This is a genomic window from Peptoniphilus sp. BV3AC2, assembly GCF_000478945.1.
In the GTDB taxonomy this organism is placed as follows: Bacteria; Bacillota; Clostridia; order Tissierellales; family Peptoniphilaceae; genus Peptoniphilus_B; species Peptoniphilus_B duerdenii.
This window is the reverse complement of sequence record NZ_AWXD01000008.1, coordinates 1-16,713: the sequence shown is the minus strand read 5'-3', so window position 1 is coordinate 16,713 and position 16,713 is coordinate 1. Positions and strand designations below refer to the sequence as shown.

Below are 16,713 nucleotides of genomic sequence, written 5' to 3'. Positions count from 1 at the left end.
AATATTTTCTAATTGGGTAAAATTATCATTAAGAGATAGAAATAAATGAAAGGAGAAGAAAATGAACAGAGAAGAAAGAATTGATTTGATCAAATCCTACTTAAAAAGACTAGGTGCAGGAGAAGACTTGGAAGCTGTAAGGGAAGATTTTAAAAAGAATTTCGAAGGAGTAGATGCCACAGAAATCATGGCAGCGGAAGAAAGCCTTATAAGAGAAGGAACTCCTGTTTCAGAAATACAAAAACTTTGCGACATACACTCAGCCTTATTTCACAAGGAAGACGAAGATCCTAGTAAAAGCATGGACCTAATAAAAAATACGGAAAATAAAATCGATACAGGATTATTTGAAAAGAAGTTTGAAATTGCAGAAGAACTAGTAAACACCAAAGGTCATCCGCTAAATATATTCCATCTTGAAAATGAAGCCCTAGGAAAATTAATTGAAAAAGCAAAAGTTGCCCTTGAAAAGAAAGAAAATTACTACGATGCATTTCTTGAAATGAGAAATTTAAGCATCCACTATGCAAAAAAGGGAGATCTCCTATATCCTCATCTCGAAGCTGGATTTGGAATAGTAGGACCATCCAATGTAATGTGGACCCATGATGACGAAATCAGAGCAGAACTGAAGAAACTTCTTTCAAACAAGGATAAGGCAGAAGAAAATATAGAAAGATTTAAAACACTTCTTACGAGAATCGAAGAGATGATCTACAAAGAAGAAAAGATTCTATTCCCAAACTGTGCGGTTCATTTTAAAAAAGAGGATTGGATAGGAATTTACAAAGATATGAAGGACTATGACATCGCCTTTGGAGTAAATGAAATCTGGGATGAAGCTGAAGAAGCTAAAGAAGAATTTAAACTAAAGATTGAAAATGAAGTGTACCTATCAGGCGGACATATGAATATCAATGAATTAAATTCTGTTTTAAATTCAATACCAGCAGAAATAACCTTCGTAGATAAAAATAACATCAACAAATATTTCAACGAGGGAGAAAAGTTGATGAAGAGACCGAAGATGGCAATCGATAGAAATGTCATGACCTGCCATCCGCCAAAGGTACAAGCGATTGTAAATGCAATCATCGATGATTTTAGAAATGGAAGAAAGGACAACGTCCCAATCTGGATGGAAAAAGCAGGAAGAACACTATTTGTAAATTACATCGCAGTAAGAGATGAAAAAGGAGAATATCTAGGAACATTGGAACTTGTACAAGATATGACCTTTGCAAAAAAACATTTTTTAGGATAACACTCACCGAGTCATCCTGAGGGAGAAACCGAAGGTTTCGATTCGAAGGATCTCTCCATGAATAAGGTTCAGTTTGGATTATTAAATTTCAATAGTTTTACTTGAATATATTATTTTTAGATGCTCTAGCAGACTGTTTCAACCAATCGGCTCTGCCTCTTGGGAAATAGTTCCGGCACACCTACTAAGACTCACAATGATTATCAAGTTAGGTGTAGAACGTAGAGCATCTATTTTTATGTAATTTAATTATTTCTTCGTGGGAGATTTAAATGCTATCCGGATAGCATGAAATTTTATTTTATTTCCCATGCTCAACGTAGAGCATCAAAAATTAAAATATTATTTCACTTGCCCAAACTTGGTTAAAAATAGCTTATACCCATTCGACTCGAAACCTTCGGTTTCTCGCTCAGGGTGACTGTAGTTGGGAGGATAATTGTAGCCTCGAAGCCTTAGACGAAATCTTTGATTTCGCAGCAGGTTTCGTGCAAAGAGTTCCAAAGAAGCCGAATGAAATGAAGGCTGATTTGTAGAACTCGACTGCCATACTCGTAAAAGAAAATTTGAAGGAGATAGAATATGGTCAGGTTATGTATAGGATATTTAATAATATTTATTATGATTTTTTAAAATAGTCCATTTACATAGAACAATTGACAATTAAAACTAATAACAATATAATTTAAATCATGGTGGAAAAATATAAAAAAAGATTAATTATTATATTATTATTATATTATTATCTTTAATTTTGCTAGGAACTACAAGTTTTCCAAATATAGGCTTTGCTAGTTGTAATAGTGATTATGTTATCAATCAAAAGTTAACTATTAATAGTGAATTTAATCGCACAAATTCTAAAATTGAAGACCGTAGCATTCCATCATGGATATCAAAAAAAGTATTTAAAGTTGCAATTAAAACCGTCATTGATTTAGTGATCTAGGAAGTGAGAAGATATAGAATGAAAAGTTTGCCAGATAGAGATATTATATATGAGAGAATGGTGGAAGGTTTCACTTATGATCCAAAGTTAATAGTTCATGCAATTTTTGAGATTTCTGAGTATTTAGGTCATAGTATGCTAAACCCAATCTTTCCAGCAGTATTTAGTTTGAGCCAATATTTGACATGGGAAGAGCATGATAAATTATTAGATATATTTTTTGAAATTGCTAGAAATAAAGATGATTATATTGATTTTATTAGTATTAAGAAAAAACTATTAGAAGAAATTCCAGCTCTATCGGGTTTAAATGATAGCTGTATAGCTTCGCTTATTAAGCTTTACGCAAGAATTTATGTTCCAGAGTTATATAATTTCGCAATGACAGGTCTTAGGGAGTATGAATTTAAGAAGGAGACAAGGCATGGATACACAAAACATAAACAAATGGATAAAAGATAATAAAATTCAAAAAATTCCGAAGAAAGAAAAAGACAAGATAGAATTATTTAATTATATAGCTAATTTAACCTTTGAAAAAAACGTACAATATACTGAAAAAGAAATTAATGAGAAATTAAAAAATTTCTATATTGATTATGCGCTATTAAGAAGATACATGGTAGATTATAAAATATTATCTAGAACAATAGATTGTAAGACATATTGGTATTAGATTATTCGAAAGATTTATCATTAATTTAATAATATTATTTGCGCAACTATTATATATTTAATGCTTATCGATTAGCACATGCCTATTCTCGTTTTACTAATAAAATTAGTGAGCAAAAAAAATGAAGCAACCAAAGAAATTATCCAGGTTGCTTTTTTTATACTTTATTTACTTATCTCAGTTTCATCTTTACCGATTCAAACAACTTCTTTGTATATTCGGCTCGTCCTTCTTCAAATAATTCTTCTGCGTTAAAGACTTCTTGCAATACTCCATTGTGGAGCACGGCGATTCTATCGCAGAGGTATTCGATTACGTTTAAATCGTGGGATATAAATATACAAGTGAAATTATATTTTTCTTGAAGTTCATTTAAAAGATTTAAAACTTGGGCTTGCACTGATACGTCAAGGGCGCTTACTCCTTCGTCAATTACCACGAGTTCTGGCTCTACGATTAACGCTGATGCGATAGAGATTCTCTGTCTCTGTCCTCCTGAGAGTTCGTTTGGATACTGTTCCATAACTGATGGTCTCATCTCCACGTCTTCTAGGATTTTTTCTGCCATTTTGATTCTCTCTTGTTTTGTCCCAATCTTTTGAATATCAAGTATCTCCATTAGCGACCAACCTATCTTCTTCTGAGGATTAAGTGATGAATATGGATCTTGGAATACCATTTGAACCTTTCTTCTATAGTCGAAGAGTTCTTTTTTATCAAAGGTTTCTATATCTTTTCCTTCAAAATAAATCTTGCCAGAAGTTGGTTTTATTAATTTGAGTATTGCCTTGCCTAGGGTGCTTTTTCCGGAGCCACTTTCTCCAACCAAGCCGAAGATTTCGTTTCTATTTACAGTTAGACTCACATCGTCCAATGCTTTAAAATATTTCGTCGGTTCAAAGATGCTATCCTTCTTTATTTTATATTCTTTTGTGAGATTGTCTATTCTTAATATTTCAGCCATTGTTACCTCCGTATAGGTGACAATAGACGATTCTTCCAGAGTCTTCTGTCGGTCCTGGGAAGGACTCTTTACATATATCCATACTATGCTCGCATCTATCATAAAACGGACAACATTCGTTCTTTCTTTCCCTTAGGGCTGGCACTTGTCCTGGAATATTGTAAAGTTTTTCGTTTCTCTTTTTATAGGACGGAATCGCTTTTAAAAGTCCCTTTGTATATGGATGCATCGGATTATCTATGATGACATCCACAGGACCTGATTCCACGATTCTTCCTGCATACATTACGAGTACTCTCTTACAGATTCTAGATACCAATGTAAGATCGTGGGTTATAAATAATATTCCGCCGTGGTAGATCTGTTCGATTTCTTTAAAGAGACTTAAAATTTGCATCTGTATCGTCGCATCTAGAGCTGTGGTTGGTTCATCTGCTATTAATATTCTTGGGTTTGCTATAAGTGCTACGCAGATCATGATTCTCTGTTGCATTCCTCCAGAAAGTTCGTGAGGATACATATTGTAGAGTTTCTTTACATCTCTTAGTCCTGCGTTTTCCATGGTTTTATATACCAGTTCGCGTCTTTTATTCTTATCAAAATCGTAGTGAATCTTAAGAACTTCTTCTATTTGACTTCCAACACGCATAAGTGGATTTAGTGCGGTCATCGGCTCTTGGAAGATCATTGAAATACTTCTACCTCTGTACTTCATCCACTCATCTTCTGTAAAATTAAGGAGGTTTTCATCTTTTAAATTAACTTCTCCTGAAATAATCTTGGCGTTTGGATGTTGGATGCCCAAAATTGTTTGAGCTGTTACAGATTTACCACAGCCACTTTCTCCAACAAGTCCGACGAAATCATCTTCATAAATGTCAAAAGATACATGATTGACTGCATTTTTAACTTCACCTTGGAAATCAAATCCCACAGTCAAATCTTTTATTTCTAATAGTTTCTTCATCATTTTTTCTTTTCCTTAAATCTCTTGTCGCGAAGGGCATCTCCAAGTAATGTAAATCCAAATACCATTAGGGATAGAATAATCCCAGTTGAATAGAAGTACCATGGAGCTTGGTTGAAGTAGCTTTGGGCTTCTTTAAGCATCCTGCCCCAGGAAGGAGTAGGAGGTTTTATTCCAAGTCCCAAGTAACTTAGTCCCGCTTCTGAAATAATCGTCGAACTGATTGCGAGGGTTATCGCAACGGTAAGTTGGTTTTTTATATTTAAAATTATGTGGTGTATGGCGATGTGAAAGCCGTTTGCTCCCTTTGCCTTTGCACCACGAACGTAGTCTCTCTTCTTAACTTGCAAAAATCCTGAACGAGTAACCCTTGAAAAGTATGGAACTCCCATGATACCAAGAGCAATTATCGTGTTTTCGATTCCGGGTCCAAATACTGAAACTAACATGATTGCAAAAAGTATTCCTGGAAAAGCCATAAGGGCATCTATTATTCTCATGAGCACTTCGTCCACTTTGCCACCTAAGTATCCGCTAAATCCACCGATTAAAAGTCCGATTATAAATGCGACACTGACAGCTCCTACTGATAGTAAGAAGGCTGAGTGGGTGCCCACCATAAGTCTAGATAGAATATCTCTACCGAAATTGTCCGTACCGAAGAGGTAGGTTGAGTTCGGCGGGGTGAACTTTATATCAGAATTTATTTCATAAGGGTTGTGGGGAGTCCAGAAGAAACTTACTACAAACACTACGGCAAAAAATATTATGATGATCTTTCCCAGTTTGATTCCAAATTTATTCGTCTTCATCATTCACCTCTGATTCTTGGGTCTATGACTCTATAGAGTATGTCGACAAAGAAATTTATCAGGATAACCATAGAGGCGATGGCAACTACGACAGATTGGATAAGTGGGAAGTCACGACTGGATACACTCTCTACTATAAGGGAACCAAGTCCAGGTAGAGCAAATACATTTTCGATTACTATGGAGCCACCGATACTTGATGTAAGGATGATTCCAAGAATTGTAATTACAGGTATAAGTGCATTACGAAGGACGTGTCTGTATAGAATCTTATTTATTTTAAGTCCTTTAACTCTAGCGGTCCTCACATAGTCACGCCTTACTTGATCTAAAATGGAACTCTTTAAATATCTAACGATGGTAGCAATATTTGAAAGAGATATCGCTAGGGAAGGGAGGAAAAACTTGTGAAGTTTATCCAAGAAACTTCCACCCATTGCGTTGTAACCAAAGGTTGGAAACCATTTGAGTTTAAGTGAAAATACCATTATGAGCATAAATGCCAGCCAAAAGCTTGGTATTGATATGCCCAGTTGAGTAATCCAACTTGCCAGTGTTCCGTACCAGGTGTTCTCCTTCGAGGCTATCCAAATTCCAAGGGGAATTCCTATTGCCACAGTTAGAAATAGTGAATAGAGAGTTAAAAATAGTGTGACAGGAAATCTCTTGACGAAGAGATCCTTGACACTGACTCCATATTTAAGAGACTTGCCCATATCCAAACGGGCAAGTCCTTTTATCCATTCCAAATATCTTACAGGCATAGGTTTATCTATGCCCAGTTCTTTTTCAAGTTTTTGAATTTGTGCTTCGTCAGCTTCAACTCCAAGTATTATTTCCGCTGGATTTCCAGGTAGCACTTGAAATACCAAAAATATCATGATGCTTACCAAGAATAGGGTTAATATTACGGAGATGAGCTTGTTTACAAATATTTTCATCTTTTTTATTTAGTGAACTGTAGATCCTCAAAGTTTCTCTTTTGAATAGGATATAGTTCAAGTCCACTAAGTCCTTTCCTCATTGCTAATATAATATTAGGGTCTTGTAAAAATACTGAAGCATTATCTTCTACTAGAGCCTTTTGAGCATTTTTGTAGTGTTCTATTACTTCGTTTTCATCTTTTGCAGTGTTTGCAAGGTTCATTTCTTCATCAAACTTAGCTGATTTGAAATTGATGAAGTTGGATTTGTTATCTGATGTGTATCTTTCTAGGATTTGGTTAGGGTCAAGATATCCGATAAATCCTATGATAGTTGCTTCGAATTCTCTTCCTTTATAAACTTTGTCTAACCAAGTTGAAAATTCAATTGGTCCGATGATCATGTTTACTCCAACTTGTCTAAGTTCTGATGCGATAAATTCTGCTGTGTCAACGTGGAATTTATAATCTGATGGAACTTTACATACAAGATCGAATCCATTTTCGTATCCTGCTTCTTTTAGAAGTGCCTTAGCAGCTTCTTTGTCTGATTTGTAATATTCTCCCAAGTCGTTATAGTACTTTGGAAGTGCAGGGGAGAAGTTAGAAAATACTTTTGCAGCTCTTCCGCCTGCTACTGTCTTTATAAGTTCATCTCTATCTATTGCCATGTTAAGAGCTTCTCTTACCTTAGGGTCCTTAAGTGGACCGAAGTCATTATTTAAAGCAAAGGTTTGAACTAAGTTTTGTGGTCCTTCGATGATGTTTGCATAGTCCTTTACTTGATCTGCTTCTTCAGAAGATAGACCAGGAGTTACGTCGATTTCTCCATTTTGAAGAGCCATTAACATAGTTTGAGAGTCTTTCATTCTAATTATTTCTAAGTTTTTGATCTTTGCAATGTGATCTTTGTTGTGATAGTCGTCGAATCTTTCTAGTTTTAAAATTTCTCCAGGTACATAGGATACAAATTTATATGGTCCAGTTCCCACAGGGTTTGTATCTTGATCTTCGTATCCCTTTGGAAGAATAGCCTTCAAAGTAAGATATATAAATGAATTTTGTCTTTCTTTTAAGGTTACTTTAACTGTGTAGTCATCTTCTGCTTCTACGCTCTTAATAATTTCGAACTTAGTTGAAAGAGGTTCCTTAGAAGTAAGTCCTGCTTGTAGATCATAAGTATAGACTACGTCTTCTGCCTTGAAATCTTTTCCGTTGTGGAATTTTACACCTTGTTTTAATTTAAAAGTGTACACAAGACCGTCATCAGAAACTTCATAAGATTCTGCTAGATCTCCAACTAATTTACCGTCTTTATCTGTGTCAAATAGTCCGTCGAAGATTTGATCTAGGACTGTTTCTGTATCTCCTGCAGTTATCTTAGTTGGGTTAAGTCCGTCGAGTTCAGTTTGAATTGCGACTCTTACAGTGTCGTTCTCACCTGCGCCTGTATCTTTGTTTGCGTTGTCTGTTTTTCCACAGGCAGTGAGTACAAGCATTAGTGCTAGTGATAAGATTACCTTTTTAATTTTCATTTCTCCTCCAATTTCAAAAGTGGTACACCTAAATTCTTTAGGGTTTTGTTAATAGTGGCGATTACTTTTAGTTTGTCCTGACACCATTTAGGTTCAACTAGGAGAGATTTAACTGGATCTCCCGTTATTCTAAATAGTACAATATCCCTTTTTAATCTGCAGATAGCGTTGACTACAGATCTTACATAAGTATCCATATCTATGGTAGACACTTCGCCTCTTACGTATTCTTCGTATATATTGGAACCTCTTTCTATGTAGAAAGAATGAATCTTTATTCCTAGAGGATGAATTTCATTTACGTAGTCGATAGTATTCATAAAATCCGTCTCATCTTCACCGGGAAGCCCGAAGATTACGTGAGTTGTAACATCTATACCCAAATTTATTAACTTCCTTACATTTTTATCGAAAGTTTTATGAGAGTAGCCTCTCTTAATATATTCGATGGTCTTCTCGTTTACAGTTTGAAGTCCAAGTTCAATATTTAGATCCGTAACTTTATTTAATTCATCTAGAAGTTCTAAAATTTCGTCGCTTAAACAGTCGGCTCTAGTTGCAATCGTAAGTCCAACCACTCCGGGATATTCTATGGCTTCGTAAAAAATCTTGCGAAGGTAGTCCACATCTCCATAAGTGTTTGTGAAACTTTGAAAATATGCTATATATTTTTTTGCGTTCCATTTCTTCTTTAAAAATTCTATTTGAGATTCTATTTGATCTTTTATAGAGTCTTTAGAGTTTGCTGCAAAGTCACCGGCACCAAGCTTTGAACAGAAGATACAACCAGTATTTCCTAAAGTTCCATCTCTATTTGGACAGCTAAGTCCAGAACTTAGAGATAGCCTTGCTACTTTCTCATGATACTTTTCTTTGTAATAAATATCTGCACTTAGGTACCTACTCATTTTCTCACCATCTTTATTTTACCATAGATGGAGTATCGTTTTAAGTGTTTACAGCAAATCTTAGAAAAAAATTTAACAATCTTTATGCTACGATATTATTACCAGTTGTAGCCTTTGTGTTATAATAGTTTTGGTGACATTATGAAACAAAAGTATAACAACTATATAATCATGGCAAATGAATTTTTGCTTAAATCTGAATATATAAAAGCACAAGAGGCATATATAAAATCTTTGGAGTTTGCAAAGACTAAAAAGGAGCTTACAGATTCATATTTTGAAATCGCAGACATCTATTTAATCGAAGGCGAAAACGAAAAGGCACTAGCAACTTTTAAGAAGATTATAGAAATCGACGACAGTCTCCCAGGTTCTTACTATGGGATCGCTGTTTACTACGATCTTAAAAATGATTTGGACATGGCAAAGAAATATTATGAACTTGCAATCTCAAAGGATGAAACCTATGACAGAGCGTACTACTACCTCGCCCATATTTTAGATAGAATGGGAAAGAAGGACGACGCAATGGAATGTCTCTTTAGATGCATCGAGCTAGATCATTATGACTATGTTTCTTACAACGATCTCGGTTCTTTCTATGAAGAGAGAAGTGAATATGACACGGCGCTTAAGTATATAGACAAGTCTCTTGAAATTTGTCCATCTTATTTCAGAGCACTCTACAACAGAGGGGTGGTCCTATACAAGATGGGAAAACCTGAAGAAGCACTTGAAGAATATAAAAAGGCGCTGGACGAATCTACAGAAGATGACATCTACCTAAATATGTCTGCAATATATATTTCAAAGAAGGATTATAAAAGTGCGATTGAAATACTTTTGGAAGGAATAGAAGAAAACCCAGATTCAGAAAATTTATACTACAATCTTGGATGTTCTTACGAAAAGCTTGGCAAAAGAGCAGAAGCTGTAGTTGCAATTAAAAAGTCCATAGAACTCAACGAAAAGATTTTGGACTTTGCAAAAAATGATATAGATATGAAGAAAATTTTAGAAGAGGAGGATTTAATTGGTTAATATATACACAAAAAAAGATGTTTTAGGCATGATCGAAGCTGGCAAGGTCCTAGCAGAAGTCCACAGAAGACTTAGAACATTTATTAAAGAGGGAGTCACAACACTTGAAATCGACGCCTATGTAGAAAGTATTTTAAAAGAATTTGGAGCAACAGCAGAACAAAAAGGTTACGAAGGATTTCCGTATGCAACCTGTGCATCAGTAAACGACGAAATCTGTCATGGATTCCCAACTGAGTACGTACTTAAAGATGGAGATATTGTAACCATAGATATGGTTGTAAACTTAAATGGATCTCTTGCAGACTCAGCATGGACCTATGCAGTTGGAGATATAAGCGAAGAAGCTAGACATCTAATGGACACAACCCTAAAATGCTTGTACCTTGGAATAAAAGAAGCAAAGGTTGGAAATAGACTTGGAGATATTGGACATGCAATTCAAAGCTACGCAGAGGGAGAAGGATTCTCTGTGGTAAGAGAGTTTGTCGGTCACGGCATTGGCAAGACTATGCACGAAGATCCACAGGTGCTCCACTATGGAGAAGCTGGTCGTGGACTTAGAATCCAAGAAGGAATGGTGTTTACCATTGAGCCGATGATAAACGAAGGCACATTTAATTTAAAGATAGACAAGAACGGTTGGACTGCTAGAACGAGAGACGGAAAACTCTCCGCCCAATACGAACATCAACTTGCAATTACAAAGGATGGACCGATTATTATAACTGATCAAGGAGACACCAATCCATTTGAAGGTGAATAGATGAAAAAAAAGATAGACCTGCTAAATGGACCGATCTATAGAACCCTGATCAAGATGTCCTTGCCACTTATGGGAACGGCATTTATACAGATGGCATATTCATTTATCGATTTGATTTGGCTAGGTAAACTTTCCACAGATGCCGTAGCAGCAGTCGGAACCTGTGGTTTTTTTGTTTGGATTGCCAATTCGCTTATGCTCGTCGGGAAGACTGGAGTCTCAGTTGGACTAAGTCAAGCCTACGGGAGGGGCAATGAAAGAGAAGCAAAGGAAGTGTTCAAGGCTTCTGCCACTGTAAATTTAATCATCTGCGTCCTAATCACAGCATTTTATTTGATATTTAAAGAAAATCTGGTAGATATATTCCATTTGGAAGAGAGTGTAAAACTTCTTGCAATAGATTATTTTGTAATAGTTACTATTGGACTTATATTTTTATTTGCAAATCCGGTGCTTCATGCATCATTTCTTGCAAAGGGAAACTCGGTAACGCCTTTTATAGTTTCAATCGTTTCCTTAATTATAAATATAGTACTAGATCCGATCTTAATCTTTGGAATCGGACCATTTCCTAAGATGGGAGTTAAAGGTGCCGCCCTTGCAACGGTACTTGCACAAGCAGTTGGATTTTTCCTAACTATGTATGCGGGAATAAAGGGACAAGAAATATTCGTAAGGATTAAATACTTTTCAAAAGTATCTTTTAACTATGTAAAAGGAGTTTTAAAACTTGGAGTGCCAGCCTGTGCTCAATCTATAATTCACGCCTTGGTAAGTCTCTACTTAAACATCTACATCGCAAGCTATGGAGCTGCGGCGATAGCTGCCTATTCAATAGGATCTCAGATAGAGAGTATCGCGTGGATGAGTAGTGAAGGATTTGCCAGTGCCTTTGCTGCATTCTTCGGACAAAATTACGGTGCAAAGAAGTTTGACAGATTAAAAGAAGCTAGAAGAAAAGGTCTCGTTATAATTTCTTTAATCGGAGGATTTGCAACGATACTCCTATTTACAAAGGCGGAAGAACTATTCACATTCTTCATTCCAATTGACAAAGAAGCCATAAGAATAGGAGCATTGTACCTCATGGTCATCTCTCCATCGGAATTGTTTATGACTTTGGAAATAGGAACCACAGGAATGATGAGTGGTCTTGGACTTACTAAGTATCCTGCACTGGTGGGGCTAGTGTTCAACGTGTTTAGAATTCCAATGGCAAAATTTCTTATGCCAATCTACATGGTAGGTGGAATCTGGGCAGCAATGAGTCTAAGCTCCATCTTAAAAGGAATATTCTTACTCATTGGGTATGAAGTATATAACAGAAGGACCAATGAATTTACAGAAAATATGGCAAACTATATAAGTGAAAATTAATAAGGAGAAAATATGAAACAATTAGAAATAAATAAAGAAGATAAATTCGCGATAATTCACACAAATCTTGGAGATATCAAGGTTAAGATGCTAGAAGAAGCAGCACCACTTGCGGTTGAAAATTTCTTGACCCATGCAAAGAATGGTTACTATGACAATACAATTTTTCACAGAGTTATAAAAGATTTTATGATTCAAGGTGGAGATCCAGAAGGTACAGGACGTGGCGGTGAATCCATCTGGGACAAACCATTTAAAGATGAATTTAGCATCGACTTTAGAAATATTAGAGGAGCTCTTTCTATGGCAAACGCAGGGCCATCTACAAATGGAAGCCAGTTCTTCATCGTACAAGGACCAAAGATTACGGAAGATATCATCGGACAGATGAAAGAACTTGGAGAAAAGGGTGGATTTCCTGACGAAGTTGTAAAGGCTTATTCAGAACTAGGTGGAGCATACTGGTTAGATGGAAAGCATACAGTATTTGGTCAAGTAGTTGAAGGAATGGATATAGTTGATGCGATTGCTAACACTGAAACAGGATTTATGGATAAACCTGTAGAAGATGTGGTAGTTAAAAATATAGAAGTTCTAGATTAAAATTTTATGATAATTGTTACCATGTCGGTTCTTGATATTATAAGCTCCGATATGGTAATATTTAAATGATTATAGGGGGAGAATCCCCTTATGCTACTGTAGCTCAGTTGGTAGAGCAGTGCACTCGTAACGCACAGGCCAAGGGTTCGAGCCCCTTCAGTAGCTCCATTTTTTTACAGAGGGAATTAAATGATACAGATAAAAGAAGTAAAAACTAAGGACGACTTTGAAAAATTCTACGGAATCTATGAAAAAGTCTATGGAGATAATCCGTACTTTGTCTATCCGATAAAGAAAGATTATTTAAAATATATAAAAGGGCAAAATAATGACCTCGGTATGTTTCCATACATAACCATTATGGCTACAGATGAAAATGAAGATTGCCTAGGAAGGCTAATTGCATTTGTAGACACAAAATTAAATGATTATAACGGATTAAAAGTTGGATATATTGCAGAATATGAAGCAGTAGATAATTTAGAAGTTTCAAAAAAACTTTTGGATAGGGCGGTTGAGTTTTTTAAATCTCAAGGAATGGACACAGCAAAGGGACCGGTTGCTCTTCCAGGAGGGGATGACAATAGAGGATTTATCATCGACAATTTTGATAGGATGCCATCCATAATGAACAAGTACAATCCGCCATACTACAACGATCATTTCACAGAGTTTGGATTTGAAAAGTACCACGATGTCTACGCATACAGAGCAGAGATTAATGATCTAGAAGACAAAGTTGCAAAGCTTGAAGTGCTTCTACCTAAGATTGAAGAGAGATACGGATACAAGGTTTACACGGCAGACATGAAGAACAATCTTAAAAGAGAGACGGAATCTGTTTACCAAGTTCTTGAAAAGGGAATGCCAGAAGAATGGGAAGACTTCAGTCCAATTAGTAAAGAAGAAATAACAAATATAGTAAATGCCATAAAACCTTATGCAGATGAAGATCTCATCATGATTGCTAGAAATAACGAAGGCGAGCCGATAGGATTTACATTAGCCCTACCAGATTACAATGAAATACTTAAGGATTTCAAAGGTAAACTTGGAATTTTAGAAGGAATAAAATTTTTACTAAGAAGAAAATCAATAAAAAGACTTAGAGTTTTTGTGCTTTTTGTAATACCTGAATACAGAGATAAGGGTGTGACCTCAGCCATGTATTTTAAATCTTTTAAAAATGCTGCGAAAAAAGGTTATAGATATCTAGAAGGCTCAACCATTTGGGACTACAACAAAAAGATGCAAAATGATATAGAAAAATTCGGAGCAACAATAGACATAACTTATAGAATATATAGGAAGAGCATATGAAGTACGTACCAATATCCGCATTTATACTATATTTAATAATGCTATTTGCAATAAGAAAAGAGATTGGCGAAGATTTAAAAAGGACAGGCGAGTTAGTAGATATAAAGAGGAACAAACTCTACTTCATCCTAATATTTATTGCCAATATAAATCTTTTAGTAGTGGACTTAGTAAGACCGGTGCCAGGATATTTAAATAGAAATATTATGAAGTACCCAGGAATTTTTCTATATGTTTATGGACTTCTCCTAACAATCTATGTAGTTGCAACCATAAAGGACAGCATGAGAGGTCCAAACGCTGACAAGATGAAGGAGTTTGACGGAGAGGACGCATACACAATAAATAGAAATCCGCTTTACAAAGCACTTATGTTAATCACAGCGGGACATCTTGTGACCACGACCAGGCTTTCATTTATATTTTTATTTATAGTGACGGTGCTTCTTGTAATCTCACAAACTTTGAAAGAAGAAAGAGCATTGCAAACTAGGTATGGCAAGAAATATCTGAGATACAAAAATAAGATAAAGAGATTTTAAAATTTAAAATTATAAAGTTAAGTCGCTTCGGCGGCTTTTTTTGTTTAAGCAAATTTACATTTTTACAAAATATCGCCAAAGTTTTAATAAAAAATTTAAGGGTAAAAAATTATTGTAAAGAAATTTTTAATTGAGAAAGGAAGGAAAAAATGCACGAAGGATTAAAGAAGAGAAGAAGTTATTATAGTATTGGCAAGGATATCCCGGTGTCACAAGAAGAAGTTATAAATCTTGTAAAAGAAGTGGTAAACCAAGTTCCAGATTCCTTTAACAATAAATCACAATCAGTGGTGCTTGCTCTTGGAGAGTATCAAGACAGACTATGGGATGCGATTTATGATGCGTTTGGTGGCAAAGTTCCAAGAGAAAAGATCGATTCATTTAAGAAAGGTTACGGAACAGTTCTATACTTTATAGATAAACAAAAAGTTGAAAGCCTAAAGGAACAATTTCCGGCATACAGCGATAGATTTGATGAATGGAGCCACGTTGCAAATGGAATGCTTCAAATAAATATTTGGACTGAGCTTAGAAATCTTGGAATTGGCGCAAGCATCCAACACTACAATCCAGTTATAGACGATGTGGTTAAAGAGATGTTTGACGTGCTAAAAGATTGGATCTTGGTGGGACAGATGCCATTTGGACAAATCTTAGAAGAACCAGAACCAAAAGATCGTGGCAATGTTGAAGATAGGCTAAAGATATTTAAATGATTGGATATTTAAAAGCTTTAGATGACAACTACATCTGGACCATTGAAAAGGATGGGGAATTATTAGTTGTAGATCCATCGATGGCTGAAGAAGTAGTTTCAAAAATTGAAAAGGAAAATCTAAAATTAAAAGCCATACTACTAACCCATAAGCATGGGGACCACACCGGTGGAGTAAAAATTTTAAAAGAAAAATATAACCCGGTGGTCTATGGACCTTCAGAAGTTAAAAATCTTTGCACAGAAGACGAAGTAGTAGGGGATGGAGACTACATCGAAATCATGGGCATGAGGATTGAAATTATAAAATCTAACGGTCACACAGAAGATCATGTTTCTTATTTAGTCGATGGAAATCTATTTTGCGGCGATTCATTATTTTCAGCAGGAGTAGGGAGAGTCTTCACAGGAGATTATAAATCTGCCTATGAAACCATGGAGAGATTTAGAAAACTTCCCGATGATACAAAAGTCTACCCAGCCCACGAATACACAGTTTCAAATTTGGAATTTGTACTAAGCCTTGGAGAAAATAAAAGAGTGGAAGAAGAACTAGAATTAGCAAGAGATGTGGTTGCAAAAGGCGGTTGTACACTACCAACTACAATTGGAAAAGAAAAAGAAATAAATCCATTTCTTATGGCAAAAAGTTTGGAAGAATTTAAGAAGTTTAGGGATTTAAAAGATAGATTTTAGATTTTTATAAGAAAGATTAAAAGAGCAGTTTCGACTGTTCTTTTTTGTTGGAATTAATATTTATTTAATTTGCAATGTGGGTACAATTAAATTCAGCCGTCAGGCGTGTGACAATATTGCCTACAAATTATCCTCGTAGCGGAAGCTACCAGCTTCCATTAACTTTGATACTACATTCTCTCCACTAATCCGAAGACTCTGAAAAACAAAACGTATTAATTCATTGAACCTCTATGGGCATATACCTAATAATAGTCATCCTGAGCGAGGAATTTATTTCCGAGTCGAAGGATCTGACCTATATTTAACCTAGTCTTTGCAATTATTTTTTACAAAAAATCTTCCAACTGCAGTCACCCTGAGCGAACGTAGTGAGTCGAACGGGTATAACCTCCGAGGGTATAGCCTAAACAAATGAAATAATTTTAAAATTGCTAATTAATAATGATTATATCTCATGCTATACGTCTACACCTAACTTGACGAACGTAGTGAGTCTTAGTAGGTGTGATGCAACCTGTTTCCCAAGAGGCGTAGCCGATTGGTTGAAACAGTCTGCTGAAAGCATTTAAATATTCCACCAAAAAATTTAATTTCCTCAACAAAAAAAGACGGCGGTGCCGCTTAAAAATTATCTTTATTCATTTTACTTTTT

Annotated in this window: 17 protein-coding genes and 1 tRNA gene; 12 read left to right on the top strand and 6 right to left on the bottom strand. The window is 35.5% G+C overall.

The features are described from left to right. Positions 1-61 precede the first annotated feature (61 nt). The 3 genes from HMPREF1252_RS02020 to HMPREF1252_RS02010 all read left to right on the top strand — a co-directional run bounded on the left by HMPREF1252_RS02020 (position 62) and on the right by HMPREF1252_RS02010 (position 2,889). Positions 62-1,264, top strand: coding sequence for a DUF438 domain-containing protein (locus tag HMPREF1252_RS02020; protein ID WP_023059254.1), 1,203 nt, complete (start codon positions 62-64; stop codon positions 1,262-1,264). Between the two features lie 967 nt (positions 1,265-2,231). Continuing rightward, on the top strand, positions 2,232-2,675 hold the full coding sequence (locus HMPREF1252_RS02015) for a hypothetical protein (protein ID WP_023059308.1): 444 nt from the start codon (positions 2,232-2,234) through the stop codon (positions 2,673-2,675). Further along, a complete protein-coding gene (locus HMPREF1252_RS02010) occupies positions 2,638-2,889 on the top strand; it encodes a DUF2087 domain-containing protein (RefSeq protein ID WP_023059358.1) in 252 nt (83 codons plus the stop codon). Before HMPREF1252_RS02015 ends, HMPREF1252_RS02010 begins: the two co-directional genes overlap by 38 nt. A 172-nt stretch (positions 2,890-3,061) precedes the next feature. Here the strand turns inward: HMPREF1252_RS02010 and HMPREF1252_RS02005 are convergent, their stop codons facing one another. Genes HMPREF1252_RS02005 through HMPREF1252_RS01980 form a run of 6 tightly spaced genes read right to left on the bottom strand, consistent with a single transcriptional unit; the run spans position 3,062 to position 8,998 of the window. Then, complete coding sequence (locus HMPREF1252_RS02005) at positions 3,062-3,853, bottom strand: ABC transporter ATP-binding protein (RefSeq protein WP_023059409.1); 792 nt, start codon at positions 3,851-3,853, stop codon at positions 3,062-3,064. After that, positions 3,846-4,823 (bottom strand): ABC transporter ATP-binding protein, encoded by a 978-nt coding sequence (locus HMPREF1252_RS02000; RefSeq protein ID WP_023059349.1) that lies wholly within the window; start codon positions 4,821-4,823, stop codon positions 3,846-3,848. Before HMPREF1252_RS02000 ends, HMPREF1252_RS02005 begins: the two co-directional genes overlap by 8 nt. Beyond that, positions 4,820-5,632 carry an ABC transporter permease gene (locus HMPREF1252_RS01995; protein WP_023059149.1) on the bottom strand — a complete coding sequence of 271 codons (813 nt, stop codon included), beginning with the start codon at positions 5,630-5,632 and terminating at the stop codon, positions 4,820-4,822. Before HMPREF1252_RS01995 ends, HMPREF1252_RS02000 begins: the two co-directional genes overlap by 4 nt. Continuing rightward, positions 5,632-6,573 (bottom strand): ABC transporter permease, encoded by a 942-nt coding sequence (locus HMPREF1252_RS01990; protein WP_023059221.1) that lies wholly within the window; start codon positions 6,571-6,573, stop codon positions 5,632-5,634. Before HMPREF1252_RS01990 ends, HMPREF1252_RS01995 begins: the two co-directional genes overlap by 1 nt. Before the next feature lie 5 nt (positions 6,574-6,578). Next, positions 6,579-8,090 (bottom strand): ABC transporter substrate-binding protein, encoded by a 1,512-nt coding sequence (locus HMPREF1252_RS01985; RefSeq protein WP_023059328.1) that lies wholly within the window; start codon positions 8,088-8,090, stop codon positions 6,579-6,581. Further along, positions 8,087-8,998: a TIGR01212 family radical SAM protein gene (locus tag HMPREF1252_RS01980; RefSeq protein ID WP_023059190.1), complete on the bottom strand. Its 912-nt coding sequence runs from the start codon at positions 8,996-8,998 to the stop codon at positions 8,087-8,089. Before HMPREF1252_RS01980 ends, HMPREF1252_RS01985 begins: the two co-directional genes overlap by 4 nt. Positions 8,999-9,139: 141 nt before the next feature. Between HMPREF1252_RS01980 and HMPREF1252_RS01975 the strand changes: the two genes are divergently transcribed. The 9 genes from HMPREF1252_RS01975 to gloB all read left to right on the top strand — a co-directional run bounded on the left by HMPREF1252_RS01975 (position 9,140) and on the right by gloB (position 16,058). Next, positions 9,140-10,039, top strand: a complete 900-nt coding sequence (locus tag HMPREF1252_RS01975; protein WP_023059154.1) for a lipopolysaccharide assembly protein LapB — start codon at positions 9,140-9,142, stop codon at positions 10,037-10,039. Further along, a complete protein-coding gene (gene map, locus HMPREF1252_RS01970; RefSeq protein ID WP_023059320.1) occupies positions 10,032-10,805 on the top strand; it encodes a type I methionyl aminopeptidase in 774 nt (257 codons plus the stop codon). Before HMPREF1252_RS01975 ends, map begins: the two co-directional genes overlap by 8 nt. Continuing rightward, positions 10,806-12,182: an MATE family efflux transporter gene (locus HMPREF1252_RS01965; protein ID WP_023059245.1), complete on the top strand. Its 1,377-nt coding sequence runs from the start codon at positions 10,806-10,808 to the stop codon at positions 12,180-12,182. Between the two features lie 12 nt (positions 12,183-12,194). Continuing rightward, on the top strand, positions 12,195-12,785 hold the full coding sequence (locus HMPREF1252_RS01960) for a peptidylprolyl isomerase (RefSeq protein WP_023059169.1): 591 nt from the start codon (positions 12,195-12,197) through the stop codon (positions 12,783-12,785). A gap of 92 nt (positions 12,786-12,877) precedes the next feature. Continuing rightward, positions 12,878-12,953 (top strand) — tRNA-Thr (locus tag HMPREF1252_RS01955). 21 nt (positions 12,954-12,974) lie between these two features. Beyond that, on the top strand, positions 12,975-14,105 hold the full coding sequence (locus HMPREF1252_RS01950; RefSeq protein WP_023059300.1) for a GNAT family N-acetyltransferase: 1,131 nt from the start codon (positions 12,975-12,977) through the stop codon (positions 14,103-14,105). Beyond that, positions 14,102-14,647 carry an isoprenylcysteine carboxylmethyltransferase family protein gene (locus tag HMPREF1252_RS01945; protein ID WP_008901706.1) on the top strand — a complete coding sequence of 182 codons (546 nt, stop codon included), beginning with the start codon at positions 14,102-14,104 and terminating at the stop codon, positions 14,645-14,647. The genes HMPREF1252_RS01950 and HMPREF1252_RS01945 overlap by 4 nt, the downstream gene beginning before the upstream one ends. Before the next feature lie 149 nt (positions 14,648-14,796). Next, on the top strand, positions 14,797-15,363 hold the full coding sequence (locus HMPREF1252_RS01940) for a nitroreductase family protein (protein ID WP_023059136.1): 567 nt from the start codon (positions 14,797-14,799) through the stop codon (positions 15,361-15,363). After that, a complete protein-coding gene (gene gloB / locus HMPREF1252_RS01935) occupies positions 15,360-16,058 on the top strand; it encodes a hydroxyacylglutathione hydrolase (protein WP_023059226.1) in 699 nt (232 codons plus the stop codon). Before HMPREF1252_RS01940 ends, gloB begins: the two co-directional genes overlap by 4 nt. The last annotated feature ends 655 nt before the right edge of the window (positions 16,059-16,713 follow it).

Coding starts and splice junctions, on each gene's coding strand:
- HMPREF1252_RS01980 (WP_023059190.1), bottom strand. CDS start 8,998: ATGAGTAGGTACCTAAGTGCAGATATTTATTACAAAGAAAAGTATCAT.
- HMPREF1252_RS02000 (WP_023059349.1), bottom strand. CDS start 4,823: ATGATGAAGAAACTATTAGAAATAAAAGATTTGACTGTGGGATTTGAT.
- HMPREF1252_RS01950 (WP_023059300.1), top strand. CDS start 12,975: ATGATACAGATAAAAGAAGTAAAAACTAAGGACGACTTTGAAAAATTC.
- HMPREF1252_RS01985 (WP_023059328.1), bottom strand. CDS start 8,090: ATGAAAATTAAAAAGGTAATCTTATCACTAGCACTAATGCTTGTACTC.
- HMPREF1252_RS01940 (WP_023059136.1), top strand. CDS start 14,797: ATGCACGAAGGATTAAAGAAGAGAAGAAGTTATTATAGTATTGGCAAG.
- HMPREF1252_RS02020 (WP_023059254.1), top strand. CDS start 62: ATGAACAGAGAAGAAAGAATTGATTTGATCAAATCCTACTTAAAAAGA.
- HMPREF1252_RS01975 (WP_023059154.1), top strand. CDS start 9,140: ATGAAACAAAAGTATAACAACTATATAATCATGGCAAATGAATTTTTG.
- HMPREF1252_RS02015 (WP_023059308.1), top strand. CDS start 2,232: ATGAAAAGTTTGCCAGATAGAGATATTATATATGAGAGAATGGTGGAA.
- HMPREF1252_RS01945 (WP_008901706.1), top strand. CDS start 14,102: ATGAAGTACGTACCAATATCCGCATTTATACTATATTTAATAATGCTA.
- HMPREF1252_RS02005 (WP_023059409.1), bottom strand. CDS start 3,853: ATGGCTGAAATATTAAGAATAGACAATCTCACAAAAGAATATAAAATA.
- HMPREF1252_RS02010 (WP_023059358.1), top strand. CDS start 2,638: ATGGATACACAAAACATAAACAAATGGATAAAAGATAATAAAATTCAA.
- HMPREF1252_RS01995 (WP_023059149.1), bottom strand. CDS start 5,632: ATGAAGACGAATAAATTTGGAATCAAACTGGGAAAGATCATCATAATA.
- HMPREF1252_RS01990 (WP_023059221.1), bottom strand. CDS start 6,573: ATGAAAATATTTGTAAACAAGCTCATCTCCGTAATATTAACCCTATTC.
- HMPREF1252_RS01960 (WP_023059169.1), top strand. CDS start 12,195: ATGAAACAATTAGAAATAAATAAAGAAGATAAATTCGCGATAATTCAC.
- gloB (WP_023059226.1), top strand. CDS start 15,360: ATGATTGGATATTTAAAAGCTTTAGATGACAACTACATCTGGACCATT.
- HMPREF1252_RS01965 (WP_023059245.1), top strand. CDS start 10,806: ATGAAAAAAAAGATAGACCTGCTAAATGGACCGATCTATAGAACCCTG.